The organism is Enterobacter genomosp. O, assembly GCF_001022965.1.
GTDB classification, from domain to species: domain Bacteria; phylum Pseudomonadota; class Gammaproteobacteria; order Enterobacterales; family Enterobacteriaceae; genus Enterobacter; species Enterobacter cloacae_L.
This window is the reverse complement of record NZ_LECZ01000023.1, coordinates 223987-242486: the sequence shown is the minus strand read 5'-3', so window position 1 is coordinate 242486 and position 18500 is coordinate 223987. Positions and strand designations below refer to the sequence as shown.

The 18500-nt window shown below is 61.5% G+C and carries 17 protein-coding genes; 10 read left to right on the top strand and 7 right to left on the bottom strand.

Annotated features, from left to right (window positions below; genetic code table 11):
* Positions 1-58: 58 nt before the first annotated feature.
* The 6 genes from tsr to ABR39_RS06465 all read right to left on the bottom strand — a co-directional run bounded on the left by tsr (position 59) and on the right by ABR39_RS06465 (position 7972).
* Positions 59-1723, bottom strand: a complete 1665-nt coding sequence (gene tsr, locus ABR39_RS06490; RefSeq protein ID WP_047346261.1) for a methyl-accepting chemotaxis protein — start codon at positions 1721-1723, stop codon at positions 59-61.
* Between the two features lie 117 nt (positions 1724-1840).
* On the bottom strand, positions 1841-2851 hold the full coding sequence (locus ABR39_RS06485) for an Ldh family oxidoreductase (RefSeq protein WP_047346260.1): 1011 nt from the start codon (positions 2849-2851) through the stop codon (positions 1841-1843).
* Positions 2852-2862: 11 nt separating this feature from the next.
* Positions 2863-4464 (bottom strand): APC family permease, encoded by a 1602-nt coding sequence (locus tag ABR39_RS06480; protein WP_047346259.1) that lies wholly within the window; start codon positions 4462-4464, stop codon positions 2863-2865.
* A gap of 11 nt (positions 4465-4475) precedes the next feature.
* Entirely contained in the window at positions 4476-6083 is a 1608-nt protein-coding gene (locus tag ABR39_RS06475) for an aldehyde dehydrogenase (NADP(+)) (RefSeq protein ID WP_047346258.1), read from the bottom strand.
* Between the two features lie 14 nt (positions 6084-6097).
* Positions 6098-7018, bottom strand: coding sequence for a dihydrodipicolinate synthase family protein (locus ABR39_RS06470; protein WP_047346257.1), 921 nt, complete (start codon positions 7016-7018; stop codon positions 6098-6100).
* A 138-nt stretch (positions 7019-7156) separates the two neighbouring features.
* The gene (locus ABR39_RS06465; RefSeq protein ID WP_047346256.1) at positions 7157-7972 is read right to left on the bottom strand and encodes an AraC family transcriptional regulator; all 816 of its coding nucleotides are present in this window, start codon (positions 7970-7972) and stop codon (positions 7157-7159) included.
* A gap of 308 nt (positions 7973-8280) precedes the next feature.
* On the opposite strand from ABR39_RS06465, the gene ABR39_RS06460 reads away from it, so the two are divergent.
* The 4 genes from ABR39_RS06460 to ABR39_RS06445 are packed head-to-tail and all read left to right on the top strand — an operon-like array spanning position 8281 to position 11816.
* The gene (locus ABR39_RS06460; protein ID WP_047346255.1) at positions 8281-9222 is read left to right on the top strand and encodes a 4-hydroxyproline epimerase; all 942 of its coding nucleotides are present in this window, start codon (positions 8281-8283) and stop codon (positions 9220-9222) included.
* The gene (locus ABR39_RS06455; protein WP_047346254.1) at positions 9219-10322 is read left to right on the top strand and encodes an NAD(P)/FAD-dependent oxidoreductase; all 1104 of its coding nucleotides are present in this window, start codon (positions 9219-9221) and stop codon (positions 10320-10322) included. The genes ABR39_RS06460 and ABR39_RS06455 overlap by 4 nt, the downstream gene beginning before the upstream one ends.
* Positions 10319-10573, top strand: a complete 255-nt coding sequence (locus ABR39_RS06450) for a (2Fe-2S)-binding protein (protein WP_047346253.1) — start codon at positions 10319-10321, stop codon at positions 10571-10573. The genes ABR39_RS06455 and ABR39_RS06450 overlap by 4 nt, the downstream gene beginning before the upstream one ends.
* Positions 10560-11816 carry an NAD(P)/FAD-dependent oxidoreductase gene (locus ABR39_RS06445; RefSeq protein WP_047346252.1) on the top strand — a complete coding sequence of 419 codons (1257 nt, stop codon included), beginning with the start codon at positions 10560-10562 and terminating at the stop codon, positions 11814-11816. Before ABR39_RS06450 ends, ABR39_RS06445 begins: the two co-directional genes overlap by 14 nt.
* 1 nt (position 11817) lies before the next feature.
* Here the strand turns inward: ABR39_RS06445 and hpaR are convergent, their stop codons facing one another.
* Complete coding sequence (gene hpaR, locus ABR39_RS06440; RefSeq protein ID WP_047346251.1) at positions 11818-12261, bottom strand: homoprotocatechuate degradation operon regulator HpaR; 444 nt, start codon at positions 12259-12261, stop codon at positions 11818-11820.
* 270 nt (positions 12262-12531) lie between these two features.
* Here hpaR and hpaG point away from each other — a divergent pair, with 270 nt between their 5' ends.
* From hpaG to hpaI, 6 genes are all read left to right on the top strand, one after another.
* Positions 12532-13809, top strand: coding sequence for a 4-hydroxyphenylacetate degradation bifunctional isomerase/decarboxylase (hpaG, locus tag ABR39_RS06435; protein ID WP_047346250.1), 1278 nt, complete (start codon positions 12532-12534; stop codon positions 13807-13809).
* Positions 13806-15272 carry a 5-carboxymethyl-2-hydroxymuconate semialdehyde dehydrogenase gene (hpaE, locus tag ABR39_RS06430; protein WP_047346249.1) on the top strand — a complete coding sequence of 489 codons (1467 nt, stop codon included), beginning with the start codon at positions 13806-13808 and terminating at the stop codon, positions 15270-15272. Before hpaG ends, hpaE begins: the two co-directional genes overlap by 4 nt.
* A 2-nt stretch (positions 15273-15274) precedes the next feature.
* Positions 15275-16126, top strand: a complete 852-nt coding sequence (gene hpaD / locus ABR39_RS06425; RefSeq protein ID WP_047346248.1) for a 3,4-dihydroxyphenylacetate 2,3-dioxygenase — start codon at positions 15275-15277, stop codon at positions 16124-16126.
* Between the two features lie 9 nt (positions 16127-16135).
* The gene (locus ABR39_RS06420; RefSeq protein WP_047346247.1) at positions 16136-16516 is read left to right on the top strand and encodes a 5-carboxymethyl-2-hydroxymuconate Delta-isomerase; all 381 of its coding nucleotides are present in this window, start codon (positions 16136-16138) and stop codon (positions 16514-16516) included.
* Between the two features lie 362 nt (positions 16517-16878).
* Positions 16879-17682, top strand: a complete 804-nt coding sequence (gene hpaH, locus ABR39_RS06415; RefSeq protein WP_047346246.1) for a 2-oxo-hept-4-ene-1,7-dioate hydratase — start codon at positions 16879-16881, stop codon at positions 17680-17682.
* Positions 17683-17691: 9 nt separating this feature from the next.
* Positions 17692-18489, top strand: a complete 798-nt coding sequence (gene hpaI / locus ABR39_RS06410) for a 4-hydroxy-2-oxoheptanedioate aldolase (RefSeq protein ID WP_047346245.1) — start codon at positions 17692-17694, stop codon at positions 18487-18489.
* The last annotated feature ends 11 nt before the right edge of the window (positions 18490-18500 follow it).

Below are 18500 nucleotides of genomic sequence, written 5' to 3'. Positions count from 1 at the left end.
AACACCCTGAACCGTAGGCCGGGTAAGGCGCAGCCGCCACCCGGCACAACGCACAGAGTTAGAACGTTTCCCAGTTATCGCCTGAATCGACGGTCGCCGTTTTACGCGCCATCACCGGCGTGGAAACCGCTTTAGCCGCGGCGAACTCGCGCGCTTTCATCTGCTCCTGCTGAATGCGGAACACCGCCACGGCCTGAGTCAGGCGGCTCGCCTGCTCTTCCAGCGCGGCCGCTGCCGCCGCAGACTCTTCAACCAGCGAGGCGTTCTGCTGGGTCACGCGATCCATCTCGGCCACCGCCAGGCCCACCTGGTCAATACCGCGGCTCTGCTCGTCAGACGCAGAGGCGATTTCACCCATGATGTCCGTTACGCGGGTGACCGCATTCACGATCTCACCCATGGTTTCACCGGCACTTTCTACCAGCGTTGAACCTACTTCCACGCGACCCACAGAGTCTTCAATCAGGCTCTTGATCTCGCGTGCTGCCTGGGCGCTGCGCTGCGCCAGGTTACGGACTTCACCTGCCACCACCGCAAAACCGCGGCCCTGCTCGCCCGCACGCGCCGCTTCTACCGCCGCGTTCAGTGCCAGGATGTTGGTCTGGAAAGCAATACCGTCAATCACGCTGATAATGTCGGCAATTTTCTGCGAACTGCCCGCGATATCGCGCATTGTCTGCACCACATTATCCACCACTTTACCGCCTTTCTGCGCGGTTTCAGAGGCGCTCAGCGCAAGATGGCTCGCCTGGCGGGCGTTCTCGGCGTTCTGCTTAACGGTTGCCGTCAGCTGCTCCATGCTGGCAGCGGTCTCTTCCAGGGAAGCGGCCTGCTGCTCGGTACGGGAAGAGAGGTCGTTATTGCCCATCGCGATTTCGCTCGCGCCGCTGTAGATAGCATTCGCGCCGTTACGCACGTCGCCAACGGTACGCACCAGCTCGCCCTGCATATGACGCAGCGAGTCGGCCAGTTCACCCATTTCGTTCGCGCCTTCAACTTCAATGCGCTTCACCAGGTCGCCGCTGGCGATATGGCGAATGTTGTCGATCAGACGCGTCAGCGGGGAGATCAGCGCCTGCTTGATGCCCAGCCAGACGGCCACGATCACCACCAGCACCGCAATCAGCACGCTAATCAGCACCCAGATGGCCTGGCTGAAGGAGCTGTTGCTGTCCTCAACCGCAATCTGGTACAGCTTGTCGTTCTGCTGCAGGTAGCTCACATACTGCTTCTCAAAACCGTCCTGATAGCTCTGGGTCGGCTGGTCGAAGAAGGCGTTGATTTTGCCTGCGCCCAGCAGCTGAATCAGCTCCGCCAGCGCGCCGTGGTAAATATCGTAGTTACGCTTGATCTCCATGGCATCCGCGTCGCTTTGACGCGGATCGCGCGGCAGGGCCTCGTAGGCAGCCCAGTTTTTTTCCGCCTGCTTCAGAGACGCAGACGCGATTTGCATCAAATCGTTAACGGTCGCGCCGCTGCCGATATTGCTCTGATCCATCATGTAGCGGATACCCGCACGGTTCAGGGTATTACGGGTTTGCAGCAACGCTACCCAGCTGCCGTTCAGCGTGGACTGTTGCTGGCGAATGGTTTGCAGAACGGTGAAATTCTCTTTGTCATGCTTAAGGGCATTGAAGAAAAGACCACCGGAGGTGAGTTGTAAAAGGCCAAATATCGCTAAAACCAGCATTAAGCTGGTGACAATCTTGATACGGTTTAACATGTTTTCTCTTTCCATCAGACAGATAACAGAATTTTCGGCCTGGAAATGGAAAACTTTACGAAAAACGTACTGGCAGGAGGGACATAATCCCTCCTGATATGTTGACGGTGCCGGCTATTATTTCGTCAAAGAGGATATATCCCTGAAAAGTGAACGGGTTATCTCCACGCCTTCCCGCATAGCGCGCTCGCGAGAAACATAGCGACGCTCGCCCGGCAAACGCGCGCCCTGCTGCTGCATCCCGGTAAAAAGCGTTTCGGCACGCGCCAGGTGCTCAGAGGCGTCATGACCGAGGAACCGGGCAGGATCCAGCGCCAGAATCAGCTCGCCGCCGTAGGGTAAACCGCCGGCGCCCTCATCCCACGACAGCGATTCCGCGCTCGTCATATCGCCAATCAGCGGCCCGGCGAGCAGTTCCACCATGGCCGCCAGCGCCGAGCCCTTGTGTCCGCCAAACGTCAGCATCGCGCCGTCAAGGATCGCCTGGGCATCTGTCGTCGGTTCGCCCTGAGAATCGATACCCCAGCCTTCCGGCACCGCTTTTCCCGCCCGCTGATGCAGCTGGATCTCACCGCGTGCGGCCGCGCTGGTGGCCATATCGAAAATAAACGGCGGCTTGTCGCCCCGCGGCCAGCCGAAGGCAATCGGGTTCGTGCCAAACAGCGGCCGGGTGCCTCCCGCCGGGGCAACCCACGCATGGCTTGGGGTGGTCGCCAGCGCTACCAGGCCGGCCTGCGTCAATGGCTCAACGTCGGCAAATAGCGCCGAAAAGTGCACGCAGCGGTTGATCGCCAGCGCGGCGATACCGCAGTGCCGCGCCTTTTCCATCAACAGCGGCAGCGCGCGTTCGAATGCCAGCAGGGAAAACGCCCCGCCGGCATCCGCCTTCACAATCGCAGGGGCGGTATGGGTGATAACCGGCTCCGCGTCGGGGGAGACCTTGCCTTTGCGCAGCGTCTCAACGATCCCGAGTAACCGCCACAAACCGTGCGAGGCACAGCCGTCGCGCTCGCCGTGCGTCACGTTTTTCGCCACCGCGGCGGCATGCGCCTCGCTGAATCCGTTCTCGCGCAGCACCTGATGCGCCAGCGCATAAGCCTCTGTTAACGAGAGGTTTACCATCTCCATTCGCGACTCCTCTACTCTTCTTCGTCTCCGGTAAAGTTAGCCTGCGGCAGGCAAGTTCGCTCGCCCCAGTAATAAATGCCCAGCGACATTATCGCTACCACAACCGTATCCCACGGGTGGCCGATCGCCCCCGTTCCCCCAAAGCTGCCAAGCCAGGAGAAAAGCATAATCAGCGCGTAGAAGGCGATGAGCCACAGGGACGATTTCACCTGCTGCGCCAGGCTCACGGCGTGCACCGGAACTTTTGATTTGCACAGCACGTAGACCACAAACATCACAATTTGCAGCCCCAACAGCCATGACAGCGTCCCCCAGCCGGACCAGAACACAATCAGCGCGGAAATCACAAACGACACCGGGCCAATGATTCCGAAGGCGCGCACGCGGAACGGGCGCGGCAGATCCGGCGCATTACGGCGCAGCCCTGCCGCCGTGACCGGGGCAATGGCATAGCTCAGAACCAGCGCCGCGGACACCACGCTTATCAGCTGCTCCCAGGAGGGGAACGGCAGCGTCCAGAAGATAGACAAGGCGAAGGTCAGCCACAGCGCTGGGCGCGGAATGCCGGATTCTTTATCAATGTGGGTAAAGGCCTTAAAGAAGGTCCCCGCTTTCGCCCAGCCGTAAATCACGCGCGGCGTCGCGTTCATATAAATATTGCCGGTGCCGCTAGGGGAGACGATCGCATCGCACACCACCATAAACGCCAGCCAGCCCATGCCGAGCGTAATGGCGATATCGCGGTACGGCAGCGAGAATTGCTTGCTGATTTCCGCCCAGCCGCTCCCCAACATCCCGGTCGGAATACTGCCCAGAAACGCCAGCTGCAGCAGCACGTAGATAATTGTCGACAGCACCACCGATAAAATCAGCGCCACCGGAATCGTTCGCTGCGGGTTCTGTACTTCACTCGCCACCGAGATAATCGGCGTCAGCCCCAGGTAGGCAAAGATGATCCCCCCCGCGCTGATCGCGGCCTCAACGCCCGACATGCCAAACGGCGCGAATCCCTGAACGTGCAGGTTTTCCGGTTTAAAAAAGGTAAACAGGGTCACGACGACCGCCAGCGGCACCAAAAACTTCAGAATACTGATGATGTTGTTGGAGCGGGCGAAGGTCTTCACGCTGTAGTAATTCAGACCAAAGAAGAAACAGAGCAGCAAAAACTGCACTACCCACCCCAGCAGCGTCGGGGCACTTGAGCCGGGCTGAGTCAGCATCGGGAACCATGCTGCCGCATACTGGCGCGCGGCAACAATTTCGATGGAGATCAGGCTGGAAAACGCAATCAGCGTAATAAACCCCAGCAAATACCCCATCAGCTCGCCGTGGGAGAAGACCGGATAGCGGATAATCCCCCCGGCGCGGGGCAACGCCGCCCCCAGTTCGCAATAGACAATTCCCAGCAGCAGAACGGCAATGCCGCCGATGACCCAGGAGGCAATGCCCGCCGGCCCGGCAATGGACGCCACATGGCTGGCGGCAAACAGCCAGCCGGAACCAAAGATGGCCCCGAGACCAATAAACGTCAGGTCGGTTAGCGTCAGCTGCTTTTTAAATTTCCCCGACTCAACAACGCGGGACGATGTGTGATGCGTAGAGTGAATCGTCATGGTCATGCCCTTCAGTCAACAGAGGGGGAAACGGCTTCCCGGGTCCACTGGCCGTTAATCAGGCGCAGCAGGTTCAGAGGGTTAGCATCCTGGACAGCAGGCGGCAGCAGTGCGGCAGGCACGTTTTGCAGGCACACCGGGCGTAAGAAACGTTCGATGGATTGGGTTCCGACCGAGGTGCCGCGTGAATCGGTGGTGGCAGGCCACGGACCGCCGTGCACCATGGCGTCGCACACTTCTACGCCGGTCGGATAACCGTTGAACAACACGCGCCCCGCCTTTTCGCTGAGCGCAGGCAGCAGACGCTGCGCCAGCGGTCCGTCATCCGACTCAGCGTGAACCGTAGCCGTTAGCTGGCCCTGAAGGGCGCGCAGGATGGACTGCAGCTCAGCCTCGTCGGCCACCTCCACCAGCACCGCCAGGGGGCCAAACACCTCGTGCTGCAACAGAGGATCCTGCGCCAGCAGCAGCGAAGCCGGGGCCTGATAGAGGCGAGCCTGCGCGCGTCCGCTAATAAACTCATCAGCCCCTGCCAGCCGCTGAATATCCGGATGCGCCTCAAGCGCGCGCACGCCCTCTTCGTAGTGAGCAAGGGTCGGGGCATTGAGCATTGTCTGCGCCGGCGCCGGGTTCACCGCATCCTTCAGCGCCTGAGTGAAGCGGGAAAAACTTTCCCCCCGCAGCGCCAGAATCAGCCCCGGCTTGGTGCAAAACTGTCCGCAGCCGAGGGTGAAGGAGGCCACTAGCTCCTTCGCCAGCGTCTCCGTCCGGGAGGCTAACGCCTGGGGCAGAATAATCAGCGGATTAATGGCCGACATTTCCGCAAAGACCGGGATTGGCCGTGGACGTTGCTGCGCAATTTGCCAGAGCGCCTTACCGCCGCGCAGCGAGCCGGTAAACCCGACCGCCTGAATCGCCGGGTGGCGCACCAGCTCGGCGCCAATATCGGTACCGAAAATCATGTTAAACACGCCTGCAGGCAGCGCAGATTTCTCCACCGCACGCGCTATCGCCCGGGCGGTTAACTCTGCCGTCGCCATGTGGCCCGGATGCGCTTTCACCACCACCGGACACCCCGCCGCCAGCGCGGAGGCCGTGTCCCCGCCTGCCGTAGAAAAGGCCAGGGGGAAATTGCTGGCGCCGAATATCGCCACCGGGCCCAGGGCGGTCAGATACTGACGCAGATCCGGGCGCGGCAGCGGCTGACGCGCGGGAAGCGCGGTATCAATACGCACGCCGAAAGCATCGCCCCGGCGCAGCAGGCCGGCAAACATGCGCAGCTGATGGCTCGTTCGGCCGCGCTCTCCCTGCAGCCGCGGCAGCGGCAGGGCCGTCTCCTGGTGGGCTATCGCGAAAAAGTCCTCGCCGAGTAAATCCAGCTCGTCGGCGAGGGTATCGAGAAAGCGGGCGCGGACCTCGGGTGACGTCTGTGAATAGATCGGAAAAGCCTGCTCGGCCGCCACCGCTGCCGCCGCAGCCTCTTCGCGGGAGGCCGGGTAAAAGCGGTATCCGGTCGGCTGATTGTCAGCGGCACGCAGGCTCGGTAGCGTCGCCTCACCGCTTGCGACGCGGCGTCCGGCGATGAACTGCTGGCCTGAAACAGTGAGAGATAAAGTCATCGTCACTCCTGCGCTTAAAGGCCAACATCGGGCAGTTGCGGACGGGTTGCCAGCGCCTTCTCAACAATCGCCACCACTTCCGCACGGGTTTCCCCTTCCAGCGCCAGACGCGGCGGTCGGGTTACGGCGCTGCCGCGTCCCAGCAGCTCTTCGCACAGCTTGATGCACTGCACCAGATCCGGGCGCGCATCCAGATGCAGCAGCGGCATAAACCAGCGGTAAAGCGCCATCGCCTCTTCATAGCGCTGCTGTTTCGCCAGACGGAACAGCGTCTCCCCTTCACGTGGGAAGGCGTTCGACATCCCGGAAATCCAGCCTTCCGCCCCAACGGCGATGCTCTCAACCACCACGTCATCCAGCCCGGCAAACAGCACAAAGCGGTCGCCAACGGCGTTACGCAGGTCGATAAAACGGCGGGTGTCGCCGGAAGAGTCCTTGAAGCAGACGATGTTGTCGCAGTCCGTAAGCGTCGCCAGGATGTCCGGCGTCACGTCGTTTTTGTAGATAGGGGGGTTGTTGTACACCATGATCGGCAGGTCGGTGGCGGTGGCCACGCTGCGGAAGTGCGCCGCCGTCTCGTGCGGCTTTGAAGAGTAAACCAGCGCCGGCATCACCATAATGCCGTCGACCCCCACGCGCTCCGCCTCTTTCGCCATCTTCTGCGCAAACGCGGTGGTAAATTCTGCAACGCCGGCGATAACCGGGATCTGGCCGCCCGCCGCGTCTTTTGCCACTTCGATAATCTGCAGCTTTTCCTGGGTGGTTAGAGAGGTGTTTTCCCCCACGCTGCCGCACACCACCAGGCCGGAAACACCATCCTTAACCAGGTTTTTCATCACCGCATGGGTGGCATCCAGATCGACGGAGTAATCGCTGCGAAACTGGGTGCTGACTGCCGGGAATACACCGCTCCAGTGAATGGCTTTCTTGCTCATGTTCGGTTCCTTGTCGTCATTTTGTTAAGTCAAAGTGAATGAATGGTGAATATTCACTGACAGATTGACGTTTCAGGCGGCCGACGGCTTGGTGGTTTTCCTCCCCTTTGATGACGAAATTAGCACAATGCGTTGGGCTTACCCGGCCAGCGTGAGGCGAAAATCACGCGGCGTAGAGCCGGTCAGCGCCTTGAACTGGCGGCTAAAGGCGCTGTGATCGGTATAGCCGCACTGCAGGGCAATATCGGTAATCGGCGTATCACCCGCCAGCAGTTCGGTGGCTTTTTCCAGCCGGACTTTGTGTATCATCTGACGCGGGGTGAGATGAAAAATACGCTTACAGTAGCGTTCGATTTGCGCCACCGACATCCCGCTCAGCGCGGTAAGCTCCTCCATCGCGATCGGCCGGTGATAATGTTTGCGGATATGCTCGTCGACGATCGCCAGCCGCTGCCAGGCCGGGTGACGCGCCTGCGCTTCCTGCAGATCGTGTGAAATTCCCGCCATGCCGATCACCTGACCCTGCGCATCCCGCAGCGCCAGCTTCTGGGTTAAACACCAGCCGCGCTCGCGACCGTTGTAAAGGTGCATTTCCAGCTGGTCGCGCAGCGTCACGCCCTCACGCAACACCCGCATATCCTGCTCGGTATAGCCTTTCCCCAGCGCGGACGGGAACACATCGGCAGAGGTTTTCCCCAGCAGAGAAACAACGGTTTTAAACCCGCAGCGACGCGCCAGCGTCATGTTGACCATCAGATACCGGGCCTGCACGTCTTTGACAAAAAAGACCACGTCAGGAATGGCGTTGAGCAGCGGCGCAATCAGGCCCATCGCGTGCAGCAACGTCTGAATATTGTCCGGACGCTGGCGCGCCAGCCCTTCACAGATCTGGCTGAGCTCAGCCACTTCCAGCGCCGGCGATGGAGCCAGCCCGTCATCAATCACACAGGACATCATGCTTCCTCCCGATAGGTGAGCTGGATCTTTATTAACTTTTTATTAACTCATCAAGTGCCCTTACCGCGTTTTGCGATCCTGCCACAGGTTTATAATTTCCCCCGTTTCATCCACTGGCGCAGTTGCCTGATTTGGTTTACCACAGCAACAACAGAATGATTAATAAGAAATAAATATAAATTTCGCTTAAGGATAAAACCAACCACTGTGCCGATTTCGTCATTTCTGGTGATGAAAGCGATCAAGCGGGAACGCCGGGTATGCGCCAGCATCTGGCAACAAGATGTTAACTTTCCGGAGATCCCATGACAGCGCAGCACAGTGAACTGAGAGTAATTGACTCCCACACCGGCGGCGAACCCACCCGCCTGGTTATCGACGGTTTTCCGGATCTGGGAACAGGCAGCATGGCCGAGCGCCGGACGCGCTTCGCCCGCGACTACGACGACTGGCGCAAAGCCATCATTCTTGAGCCACGCGGTAACGACGTGCTGGTCGGAGCCCTGCTCTGCGAGCCGGTTTCACCGCAGGCCACCGCGGGGGTTATCTTCTTCAATAACAGCGGTTTTCTGAACATGTGCGGACACGGCACCATCGGGCTTATCGCTTCGCTGGCCTGGCTGGGACGCATTCAGCCCGGCAAACATGTGATTGAAACGCCTGTGGGCGACGTGACCGCTACGCTGCACGATGACGGCAGCGTTTCGGTAGAAAACGTTCCGGCTTACCGCTGGCGCAAGCAGGTGCGGGTTGAAACCGCCCACGGCCCGGTTACCGGCGACATCGCCTGGGGCGGCAACTGGTTTTTCCTCGTCAACGATCATCCCTTCGCCGTCACGCCTGCAGCTATTCCCGACCTGACGGCGTATGCCTGGGCTATTCGGGAAGGGTTAGAACGTGCCGGCATTCGCGGTGAACATGACGGCATTATCGATCATATCGAACTGTTTGCTGACGATGACCGTGCGGACAGCCGCAGCTTTGTCCTGTGCCCGGGAAAAGCCTGGGATCGCTCGCCCTGCGGCACCGGCACCAGCGCCAAGCTGGCCTGCCTGGCCGGGGACGGCAAGCTCGGGGCGGGGGAAACCTGGCGCCAGGCGAGCATTATCGGCAGCGAATTTACGGCCAGTTTCGTGGCGCTCGGCGACCGGATAGTCCCGACGATCCGCGGTGAAGCCTGGGTCTGCGGCGATAATCGGCTGATCCTTAATCCCGACGATCCGTTCCGCTGGGGGATTGCGCTGTGACCGGAAGCGACGTCATTGTCATCGGTGCCGGGATCGTCGGTGCGGCCTGCGCCTGGCAGCTCGCAAAGCGCGGGCAGCGGGTCACGCTGATTGACGACGGCACTGCAGGGGCAACCGCGGCGGGGATGGGCCATCTGGTGTGTATGGATGACGATCCCGCGGAGCTCGCCCTTTCCGCCTGGTCGCTGTCGCGCTGGCGGGCGCTGACGCCCCGGATGCCGGAAAGCTGCGCCTGGCGCGGTTGCGGCACGCTGTGGCTGGCAGAAACGCCGCAGGAGCTGGCGCTGGCAGAGGAAAAAAAGCAGCGGATGGCGCAATACCAGGTCACCAGCGAAATGCAGACCCGCAGCCAGCTTGCCGCCCGGGAGCCCCTGCTAACCTCCCGGCTCGCCGGCGGGCTGTGGGTGCCCGGAGACGGCATTGTCTACGCCCCGAACGTCGCCCGCTGGCTTATTGACGATGCCGACATAACACCTCTGCGGGATAGCGCCGTCTCCGTTGAGGCGCCTTTTGTCACGCTGCTAAGCGGAAAACGCCTGCGCGCGAGCGCAATCGTCATTGCCTGCGGCCTGGGCGCCAACGCGCTTCTTGGCGAGAAATGGCTCCGGGCGAAAAAAGGCCAGCTGGCGATCACCGATCGCTACGGCCCGCTGCTCAGCCATCAGCTCGTGGAGCTGGGATACGGCGCCAGCGCGCATGCGGGCGGTACCTCGGTTGCGTTTAATATCCAGCCGCGCCCTACCGGACAGCTGCTGATTGGCTCTTCCCGCCAGTTCGACAACACCGACCGCGAGGTCGATTTCCCCCTTCTGGCCAGCATGCTGGCGCGGGCGCGTCATTTTTTACCCTCGCTGGAGAGCCTGAATATCATCCGCTGCTGGAGCGGTTTTCGCGCCGCGTCGGCAGACGGCAACCCGCTCATCGGCCCGCACCCCACGCGCCAGGGAATCTGGCTGGCGATCGGGCATGAAGGGCTGGGCGTCACCACCGCCCCCGCGACCGCCGAACTGCTCTGCGCCCAAATCCTGGGCGAAAAACCGCCCGTTGCGCCGAATGCCTGGCTTCCCGCCCGGCAGTACAACCAGGAGGCCATTGCATGACGACACTCAGCATCGTTATCGACGGTGAACCTTGCGACGTGCCTGCAGGCAGCAGCGTTGCGGCGGCGCTGGCGCTGGCGGGCAATGGCGTGACCCGCAGCTCGGTCAGCGGCGAGCGGCGCGCCCCTTTCTGCGGAATGGGCGTCTGCCAGGAGTGCCGCGTCACGGTAAACGGACGCCGGATGCTGGCCTGCCAGACAGAATGTCAGCCCGATATGGTGATTGAAAGGAGCCAGCATGCGAACGTTTGACTGTGAGATCGCGATCCTCGGCGCAGGGCCAGCAGGGCTATCGGCGGCGCTGGCCGCCGCACGCTGCGGAAAATCAGTGATAGTTCTCGACGACAATCCGCGCCCCGGCGGGCAAATCTGGCGCGACGGCCCGCAGGTTTCGCTGCCTCAGCGCGCCTTACGCCTGCGTCAGGCGGTCGCGGAACAGCCGCTCATTACGCTGCTTAGCGGTGCCCGACTGATTGCCCGCCATGAACCCCATGCGATTATTTTTGAAACCGCCGACGGCTGCGGCCAGATCCGCTGGCAGCGGCTCATTTTATGCTGCGGCGCGCGGGAGCTTTATCTGCCGTTTCCCGGCTGGACGCTTCCCGGCGTGACGGGAGCCGGAGGCCTGCAGGCCCAGATTAAGCACGGCCTGCAGCTCAGGGGGGAACGCGTGGTCATTGCGGGCAGCGGGCCGCTGCTGCTGGCGGTCGCCGGTACGGTGAAACGCGCAGGCGGAAATATCGTGGCCATCGTTGAACAGGCGCCGATGAGCGCGCTGGTTCAGTTCGCAGCCGGGCTCTGGCGCTGGCCAGAAAAACTGCTCCAGTTCGGCGAGCTGTTCCCGGCCCGTTACCACCCGGCAAGCCAGGTTATTCACGCCGGGGGGGAATCACAGCTCCAGTCCGTCACCGTGCGCCACAGGGGAAACACCCGGGAGATAGGCTGTGACAGGCTGGCGATCGGCTACGGGCTGGTGCCGAACCTGGAGCCTGGCGTACTCTTTGGCTGCAAAACGGAAAATCAGGCCATTTGGGTCGACGCAGAGCAACGCACCAGCGTGAAGGATATTTACGCCGCCGGAGAATGCACCGGCTTTGGCGGCAGCGAACTGGCGCTGGCGGAAGGGGAAATCGCCGGTTATATCGCGGCGGATAACCCCGGAAAGGCAGAAAAAGCCCTCTCAGACCGCACGCGCTGGCAGCGTTTTGCCCGGGCGCTGCACGACGCGTTCGCGCTGCCTGAGACGCTCAAAGAGGTGGTCACGCCAGACACGCTGCTGTGCCGCTGCGAGGACGTACGCTGCGGCGATGTGCAACACGCCGAAGGCTGGCAAGCGGCGAAGATGGCCTCACGCTGCGGAATGGGCGCCTGTCAGGGAAAAATCTGCGCCACCAGCGCGCGCTGGATGTACGGATGGCCGCTGCCGCTGCCGCGCGAGCCGCTCTCCCCCGCGCGTCTCGACACGCTGGTCCATCTGGCAAAACCGGAGGAGTGAATCACTCCTCTTCCCCGCGCCCGGCGACATGGCGGTTGCCGAGCGCAATAAACTCTTCCAGCAGCGCGGTCAGCTGCTTCATCTTCTCCGGCGTAAATTCCGCCTCAATCTGCTGATACGCCTCTTCCACCTGCGCCTGGGCGTGCTCGTACAGGGCGTTGCCCTCTTTGGTCAGCGAGACGTACAGCTTGCGCTGGTCGTTCATGGGCTTCAGGCGCAGCACCAGGCCGTCGCGCTCCATCCGCGTCAGAATGCCCGTCAGGCTCGGGCGCAAAATACAGGTGCGAAACGCCAGGTCGTGAAAATCCATCGACGGATGCTCAGCCAGCACGCGCACAATCCGCCACTGCTGCTCGGTCAGGTTATGTCGCTTCACAATTGGTCGGAAGTACGACATCGCCGCTTCCCGCGCCTGCAACAGCGCGATGGTTAATGAGTCATGCATAGCCTCTCCCAGCCAGTCATTAACAGGTAAACAATCACTAAAAGATGTTTTTATAAACAACAGCTTTTCTGCCAAAAAGTCTAACAGAAACCCGTCAATTTTATTAACACCATGATTTATCTATTAATAAATACCGATATGTAAATTTATTGTTATTCATATCACAAATTCTTCACTTCTGATTGCGAAATAAACAGTAAAAGCATAAAAACAGATCATTAACATATTAATGAAATCACAACCCGGACCGCCGGGGTGAGGAGTATGTGAATGAAAGGTACTGTTTTTGCCGTGGCGCTGAATCATCAAAGCCAGCGTGAAGCCTGGCGTGAGGCGTTCGAAAAAGCCCCCTACAACACCCCGCCGAAAACGGCGGTATGGTTCATCAAGCCGCACAATACCGTGATTCGTGCCGGCGAGCCGATTCCGTTCCCGCACGGGGAAACGGTGCTAAGCGGCGCGACGGTCGCGCTGGTCGTGGGCAAAACCGCCAGCCGGGTGCGCGTGGAGGATGCCGCCCAGTACATCGCGGGATATGCGCTGGCCAACGAGGTGAGCCTGCCGGAAGAGAGCTTCTACCGCCCGGCCATCAAGGCCAAGTGCCGGGACGGGTTTTGCCCGCTCGGCGAGCTGGCCGCCGTTGATAGCGTGGATAACCTGACCATCATCACCGAAATTAACGGTCGCGAAGCGGACCACTGGAACACCGCCGAACTGCAGCGCAGCGCCGCCGAGCTGCTGAGCGCCCTGAGCGAGTTCGCGACCCTGAATCCTGGCGATGCGATCCTGCTTGGCACACCGCACGCTCGCGTGCCGCTGCAGCCGGGGGATCGCGTGCGCGTTCTGGCGGAAGGTTTTCCGCCGCTGGAAAACCCGGTGGTGGACGAGCGCGACGTGGCCACCGCTCACGGCGCGCATCCGCACCCCACGCTGTTTGCCCTCGGCCTGAACTACGCCGATCACGCCAGCGAGCTGGACTTCAAGCCGCCGACCGAGCCGCTGGTGTTTATCAAAGCGCCAAACACCTTCAACGGCGACGGCCAGACCTCGGTCCGCCCGAACAACGTTGAGTACATGCACTACGAGGCGGAGCTGGTGGTGGTCATCGGTAAAACCGCGCGCAAGGTCAGTGAAGCCGACGCGATGGACTATGTTGCGGGCTACACGGTCTGCAACGACTACGCCATTCGCGACTATCTCGAAAACTACTACCGCCCGAACCTGCGGGTCAAAAGCCGCGACGGGCTGACGCCCATTTCCCCGAACATCGTGCCGAAAGCGACCATCCCCGACCCGCACAGCTTAGCCCTACGCACCTTCGTGAACGGCGAGCTGCGTCAGGAAGGGACCACGGCGGATCTCATCTTCAGCATCCCGTTCCTGATTGCGTACCTGAGCGATTTTATGACCCTGCAGCCGGGCGACATGATTGCCACCGGCACGCCGAAGGGGCTGTCCGACGTGGTGCCGGGCGATGAAGTGGTCGTGGAAGTGGAAGGCGTGGGCCGCCTGGTGAACCGAATTGTCAGCGAGGAGACTGCAAAATGAAAAAAATTAACCACTGGATCAACGGTAAGAACGTCGCGGGAAGCGACTACTTCCACACCACCAACCCGGCCTCCGGCGAGGTGCTGGCGGAGGTGGCCGCCGGCGGTGAAGCCGAGGTGCATCAGGCCGTCGCCGCCGCCAAAGAGGCCTTCCCGAAATGGGCCAACCTGCCGATGAAGGAACGCGCGCGCCTGATGCGTCGCCTGGGGGATCTGATCGACCAGAACGTCCCGGAGATCGCCGCCATGGAAACTGCCGACACCGGCCTGCCGATCCACCAGACCAAAAACGTCCTGATCCCGCGCGCCTCACACAACTTCGAGTTTTTCGCCGAGGTGTGCCAGCAGATGAACGGCAAAACCTACCCGGTTGACGACAAAATGCTGAACTACACCCTGGTGCAGCCGGTGGGCGTCTGCGCGCTGGTGTCGCCGTGGAACGTGCCGTTTATGACCGCCACCTGGAAGGTCGCGCCGTGCCTGGCCTTAGGCAATACCGCGGTGCTGAAGATGTCTGAACTCTCTCCGCTGACCGCCGACCGTCTGGGCGAGCTGGCGATGGAGGCGGGCATTCCGGCGGGCGTGCTGAACGTGGTGCAGGGCTACGGCGCGACGGCGGGCGACGCGCTGGTGCGCCATCACGACGTGCGCGCGGTCTCCTTCACCGGCGGCACCGCTACCGGGCGCAACATCATGAAAAACGCCGGGCTGAAGAAGTACTCCATGGAGCTGGGCGGCAAATCTCCGGTACTGATTTTTGAAGATGCCGACATCGAGCGCGCGCTGGACGCCGCCCTGTTCACCATCTTCTCCATCAACGGCGAGCGCTGCACCGCCGGCTCGCGCATCTTCATCCAGCAGAGCATCTACCCGGAATTCGTCAAGCGCTTTGCCGAGCGCGCCAACCGCCTGCGCGTGGGCGACCCGACCGATCCGAATACCCAGATTGGCGCGCTCATCAGCCAGCAGCACTGGGAGAAGGTTTCCGGCTACATCCGCCTCGGCATTGAAGAGGGGGCAACCCTGCTGGCGGGCGGCCCGGACAAACCGACCGACCTGCCCGCGCACCTGAAGGGCGGCAACTTCCTGCGCCCGACCGTGCTGGCGGACGTCGACAACCGCATGCGCGTGGCGCAGGAGGAGATCTTCGGGCCGGTGGCCTGCCTGCTGCCGTTTAAGGACGAAGCGGAAGGCCTGCGCCTGGCGAATGACGTGGAGTACGGCCTGGCGTCATACATCTGGACCCAGGACGTCAGCAAGGTGCTGCGCCTGGCGCGCAATATCGAAGCCGGCATGGTGTTCGTCAACACCCAGAACGTGCGCGACCTGCGCCAGCCGTTTGGCGGGGTGAAGGCCTCCGGCACCGGGCGCGAGGGCGGCGAGTACAGCTTCGAAGTGTTCGCGGAGATGAAGAACGTCTGCATCTCGATGGGCGACCATCCGATTCCTAAGTGGGGGATCTGACCATGGGTAAATTAGCGTTAGCGGCGAAAATCACCCACGTGCCGTCGATGTATCTCTCCGAGCTGCCGGGGAAAAACCACGGCTGCCGACAGGGCGCCATCGACGGGCATAAAGAAATCAGCAAGCGCTGCCGCGAGCTGGGCGTGGACACCATCATCGTGTTCGACACCCACTGGCTGGTGAACAGCGCGTACCACATCAACTGTGCGGACCATTTTTCAGGCGTCTACACCAGCAACGAGCTGCCGCACTTTATCCGCGACATGACCTACGACTACGACGGCAACCCGGAGCTGGGCCAGCTGATTGCCGACGAGGCGGTGAAGCTCGGCGTGCGCGCCAAAGCGCACAACATCCCGAGCCTGAAGCTGGAGTACGGCACGCTGGTGCCGATGCGCTACATGAACGCGGATAAGCACTTCAAGGTGCTCTCCATCTCGGCGTTCTGCACGGTTCACGACTTTGCCGACAGCCGCCGGCTGGGCGAGGCGATCGTCAGCGCCATCGAAAAATACGACGGCACCGTGGCGGTGCTCGCCAGCGGCTCGCTGTCGCACCGCTTTATCGACGACCAGCGCGCGGAGGAAGGGATGAACAGCTACACCCGCGAGTTCGACCGCCAGATGGACGAACGCGTGGTGAAGCTGTGGCGCGAGGGCCAGTTTAAGGAGTTTTGCAGCATGCTGCCGGAGTACGCCGACTACTGCTACGGCGAAGGCAACATGCACGACACGGTGATGCTGCTGGGGATGCTCGGCTGGGACAAATACGACGGCAAGGTGGAGTTCCTCACCGAGCTGTTCGCCAGCTCCGGCACCGGCCAGGTTAACGCCGTTTTCCCGCTGCCCGCCTAAGGAGCCACCATGCCGCACTTTATTGCTGAATGTACCGACAACATCCGCGAAGAGGCCGACCTGCCGGGGCTGTTCGCCAAAGTGAACGAGGCGCTGGCCGCCACGGGCATCTTCCCCCTCGGCGGCATCCGCAGCCGCGCCCACTGGCTGGATACCTGGCAGATGGCCGACGGCAGGCACGATTACGCCTTTGTGCATATGACGCTGAAGATTGGTGCCGGGCGCAGCCTGGAGAGCCGGGAAGAGGTCGGTGAAATGCTGTTTGCGCTGATCAAAACGCACTTCGCGGAGCTGATGGCGAGCCGCTATCTGGCGCTGTCGTTTGAGCTCGATGAGCTGCACCCAACGCTCAATTACAAACAAAACAACGTGCACGCGTTGTTTAAGTAACACGCTCGATCGATCCCCTCTTCCCTTTGGGGAGAGGGTTAGGGTGAGGGGATACCTCTGCGGCCCGATGCCCTCACCCCGGCCCTCTCCCACAGGGAGAGGGAGAAAAAAACACAGAACAGGACAACGTGCATGCGTTGTTTAAGTAATACCGCACGGTCTGTCCCCTCTCCCTTTGGGAGAGGGTTAGGGTGAGGGGATACCTCTGTGGCCCGATGCCCTCACCCCGGCCCTCTCCCACAGGGAGAGGGCGAAAAAAACACAGAACAGGACAACGTGCACGCGTTGTTTAAGTAATACCGCACGGTCTGTCCCCTCTCCCACAGGGAGAGGGAGAAAAAAACATAAAACAGGATATCGCCATGCTCGATAAACACACCCATACCCTGATCGCCCATCGCCTGCATCAGGCGGAGCAGTCCCGGGAGCAGATCCGCCAGATCTCCCTCGACTACCCGACGATCACCCTCGACGACGCCTACGCCATTCAGCGCGAATGGGTCAGCCTGAAGATCGCCGAAGGCCGCGTGCTGAAGGGCCATAAGATCGGCCTGACCTCCAAAGCGATGCAGGCCAGCTCGCAGATCAGCGAGCCGGACTACGGCGCGCTGCTGGACGACATGTTCTTCCACGACGGCAGCGACATCCCCGTCGATCGGTTTATCGTCCCGCGCATCGAGGTGGAGCTGGCCTTCGTGCTGGCAAAACCGCTGCGCGGCCCGAACTGCACCCTTTTCGACGTCTACAACGCCACGGATTACGTGATACCCGCGCTGGAGCTGATCGACGCCCGCTGCCACAACGTTGACCCGGAGACCCAGCGCCCGCGCAAGGTCTTCGACACCATTTCCGATAACGCCGCTAACGCGGGGGTGATCCTCGGCGGCCGCCCGATTAAGCCCGACGAGCTGGATCTGCGCTGGATCTCCGCCCTGCTCTACCGCAACGGCGTCATCGAAGAGACCGGCGTCGCCGCGGGCGTGCTTAACCACCCGGCCAACGGCGTGGCGTGGCTGGCGAACAAGCTCGCCCCTTACGACGTGCAGCTTGAACCCGGCCAGATCATCCTCGGCGGCTCGTTTACCCGCCCGGTGCCCGCCAGCAGAGGCGACACCTTCCACGTCGACTACGGCAGCATGGGCTCCATCAGCTGCCGATTTGTGTAGGAGAGGACCATGCAAAACGCATTCAAAGCGGCGCTGCAGGCAGGCCGCCCGCAAATTGGCTTATGGCTGGGGCTGACCAGCAGCTACAGCGCGGAGCTGCTGGCCGGAGCAGGCTTCGACTGGCTGCTGATCGACGGCGAGCACGCGCCGAACAGCGTGCAGACCGTCTTAACCCAGCTGCAGGCCATCGCCCCTTATCCCAGCCAGCCGGTGGTCCGCCCGTCGTGGAACGATCCGGTGCAGATCAAACAGCTGCTGGACGTGGGGGCACAAACCCTGCTGGTGCCGATGGTGCAAAACGCCGAAGAAGCCCGTCTGGCGGTGCATTCTACCCGCTACCCGCCCGCGGGCATTCGCGGCGTCGGCAGCGCCCTCGCCCGCGCCTCGCGCTGGAACCGCATTCCGGATTACCTGCAACGCGCTAACGACGCCATGTGCGTGCTGGTGCAGATCGAAACCCGCGAGGCGCTGAAAAATCTGCCGCAGATCCTGGACGTGGACGGCGTCGACGGCGTGTTTATCGGCCCGGCTGATCTGAGCGCCGACATGGGCTTTGCCGGCAATCCGCAGCACCCGGAAGTCCAGGCAGCCATTGAGCAGGCGATCGCGCAGATACGTGCCGCCGGTAAAGCCCCCGGCATTCTGATGGCCAACGAGGCGCTGGCAAAACGCTATCTCGACCTCGGCGCGCTGTTTGTCGCCGTCGGCGTCGACACCACCCTGCTCGCCCGCGGCGCGGAAGCGCTGGCGGCACGCTTTATCGAAAAACCGGTTACGTCAGTTAATAACAATAAATCCGTCTACTAAACGTAAGATCT

What these genes read in the sequence shown, in the direction of transcription:
- ABR39_RS06485 (WP_047346260.1), bottom strand. Translation starts at nt 2,851, where the DNA reads ATGGAGATGGTAAACCTCTCGTTAACAGAGGCTTATGCGCTGGCGCAT.
- tsr (WP_047346261.1), bottom strand. Translation starts at nt 1,723, where the DNA reads ATGTTAAACCGTATCAAGATTGTCACCAGCTTAATGCTGGTTTTAGCG.
- ABR39_RS06470 (WP_047346257.1), bottom strand. Translation starts at nt 7,018, where the DNA reads ATGAGCAAGAAAGCCATTCACTGGAGCGGTGTATTCCCGGCAGTCAGC.
- hpaD (WP_047346248.1), top strand. Translation starts at nt 15,275, where the DNA reads ATGGGTAAATTAGCGTTAGCGGCGAAAATCACCCACGTGCCGTCGATG.
- ABR39_RS06450 (WP_047346253.1), top strand. Translation starts at nt 10,319, where the DNA reads ATGACGACACTCAGCATCGTTATCGACGGTGAACCTTGCGACGTGCCT.
- hpaG (WP_047346250.1), top strand. Translation starts at nt 12,532, where the DNA reads ATGAAAGGTACTGTTTTTGCCGTGGCGCTGAATCATCAAAGCCAGCGT.
- hpaI (WP_047346245.1), top strand. Translation starts at nt 17,692, where the DNA reads ATGCAAAACGCATTCAAAGCGGCGCTGCAGGCAGGCCGCCCGCAAATT.
- ABR39_RS06475 (WP_047346258.1), bottom strand. Translation starts at nt 6,083, where the DNA reads ATGACTTTATCTCTCACTGTTTCAGGCCAGCAGTTCATCGCCGGACGC.
- hpaE (WP_047346249.1), top strand. Translation starts at nt 13,806, where the DNA reads ATGAAAAAAATTAACCACTGGATCAACGGTAAGAACGTCGCGGGAAGC.
- ABR39_RS06460 (WP_047346255.1), top strand. Translation starts at nt 8,281, where the DNA reads ATGACAGCGCAGCACAGTGAACTGAGAGTAATTGACTCCCACACCGGC.
- ABR39_RS06445 (WP_047346252.1), top strand. Translation starts at nt 10,560, where the DNA reads ATGCGAACGTTTGACTGTGAGATCGCGATCCTCGGCGCAGGGCCAGCA.
- ABR39_RS06465 (WP_047346256.1), bottom strand. Translation starts at nt 7,972, where the DNA reads ATGTCCTGTGTGATTGATGACGGGCTGGCTCCATCGCCGGCGCTGGAA.
- ABR39_RS06420 (WP_047346247.1), top strand. Translation starts at nt 16,136, where the DNA reads ATGCCGCACTTTATTGCTGAATGTACCGACAACATCCGCGAAGAGGCC.
- hpaR (WP_047346251.1), bottom strand. Translation starts at nt 12,261, where the DNA reads ATGCATGACTCATTAACCATCGCGCTGTTGCAGGCGCGGGAAGCGGCG.
- ABR39_RS06480 (WP_047346259.1), bottom strand. Translation starts at nt 4,464, where the DNA reads ATGACGATTCACTCTACGCATCACACATCGTCCCGCGTTGTTGAGTCG.
- hpaH (WP_047346246.1), top strand. Translation starts at nt 16,879, where the DNA reads ATGCTCGATAAACACACCCATACCCTGATCGCCCATCGCCTGCATCAG.